This is a genomic window from Kribbella deserti, from assembly GCF_042434725.1.
Classification (GTDB): Bacteria; Actinomycetota; Actinomycetes; order Propionibacteriales; family Kribbellaceae; genus Kribbella; species Kribbella deserti.
This window is the reverse complement of sequence record NZ_JBHLTC010000055.1, coordinates 1-1692: the sequence shown is the minus strand read 5'-3', so window position 1 is coordinate 1692 and position 1692 is coordinate 1. Positions and strand designations below refer to the sequence as shown.

1 protein-coding gene is annotated in these 1692 nt (G+C 62.6%); it reads right to left on the bottom strand.

Features of this window, described 5'->3' with window-relative positions; translation table 11 throughout:
- Window positions 1–1531: SpnB-like Rossmann fold domain-containing protein (locus tag ACFFGN_RS35420; RefSeq protein ID WP_380057438.1), on the bottom strand; the 1531-nt coding region annotated here is incomplete at its 3' end.
- Window positions 1532–1692: the final 161 nt, after the last annotated feature.

Genomic DNA, 1692 nt, shown 5'->3' with positions numbered 1-1692 from the left:
GAGCCTCGAGACCCCGACGGCTGGCAAGCAACAGATGCGCCACACCGTGCTCGGCCACCAGGTGCCTCGCAGCGAGCGAGCCGAGCACCCCGGTGCCTCCAGTGACAAGAACAGTGCCACCATCAGCCAGAGCCTGCGGACCCCGTGGCTGTTCCTCGGAGGAAACCAACGAACTATGCCCATCACCAGCCAACCGGACCAGCCGCGGAACCAGAAGCTCGCCTGCCCGCACAGCCAGCTGCGGTTCGGCCGCGCCCAAAAACCGGGCAACCCCGTCTTCGGTCACCTCACCTTCGTCCCAGTCCACCAAGACGATGCGATCGGGATTCTCACTCTGCGCAACCCCAAGTAGCCCCCACGCGGCAGACATTGCAGGATCAACCTGCGCTCCCTGCACACCCGCTACGTTCTGAGCAAGCACAACAAGCCGACCGGCCGACAGCCTCCCATCCGCAAGGAAGTCCTGAACAAGGCGCGTCGCCTCAACGATTGCGGATTGCGTTGCCCCGGGACGCGTCCCAGGCCTGAAAGACAAGCCAGAAACCACGACCGCCGGAGCCGGTGCGCCACCATCGAGTGCCGACTGAAGGTCAGCCAGACTTTCATATCGGTCGATCGACTCACCCACACTGTTCGAAACCGCACCGATAAGAGCTACCCGGCCAGGCTGAGCAATCGCCACCGTCTCACCGTCTGCCGACAGCGGAGCCCACTGCACAGTGAAAAGCTGATGAACCCCCTGACTCCCCGCCTGACGCAAAGCCTCGGCAGCAACAGGTCTCGTGGTCACCATCTCAACGCTGAGAACCTCCCGGCCAGCCGCATCGGAAGCCCGCATCGACCAGCTGTTCTCTCCCACCGGCCTCAACACAACCCGCAACGCGTCCACGCCCACAGCGTCAGCACAGACCTGCACACCTGCCCAAGAGAAGGGCAATGCCACATCCCCGCCACTATCAAGCAACCCAGGCAACAAGGCATGCAGCGCGCCATCCGCTAAAACCGGATGAAAAGCGAACGACCCCCGTTCGACATCGGTGAAGCCGAGCACTACCTCCGCGAAGACCGAACCGTCCAAACTCCAGCAACGCTGCAGCCCTTGAAGCGCCGGACCATAGCCATAACCAGACTCAGCCAACCGCTCGTATAGGCCGTCACAATCGACAGCTACCGCCCCAGCCGGAGGCCAACTCTCCGCAACAGGCCCGGCCAAAGTGCCGGCAGTCTCGACTTCCACCACTCCAACCGCATGCTCAGTCCACTCACCAGACTCCGCTCCAGCCAGCTCAGGCCGACTGTGAACAAACACCTCTCGCAGCCCTCCATCACCAGCGGTACCAACCGTGACCCGCAAGTGAAGCCCACCCTGTTCAGGAACAACGAATGGAGCCACCAAGGTCAACTCGGCAACCCGCGAACAACCCACTCGGCTCCCCGCAACCGAAACCAACTCCACCAAAGCCGCGCCCGGCAAGAGAACAGTGCCGAATACCGCATGATCGGCAACCCAAGGCAAACAATCCATAGACACCCGACCTGCGAACGACACCGCACCATCCGGCAGCTCCACCACGGCGCCGAGCAAAGGATGCTCGCCCGCGCCCAAACCCACACTTCTCAAATCACCACCACCGGCAACCTCGAGCCAGTAGCGCTCATGCTGGAAGGCATAGGTCGGGACATCAACTGCCT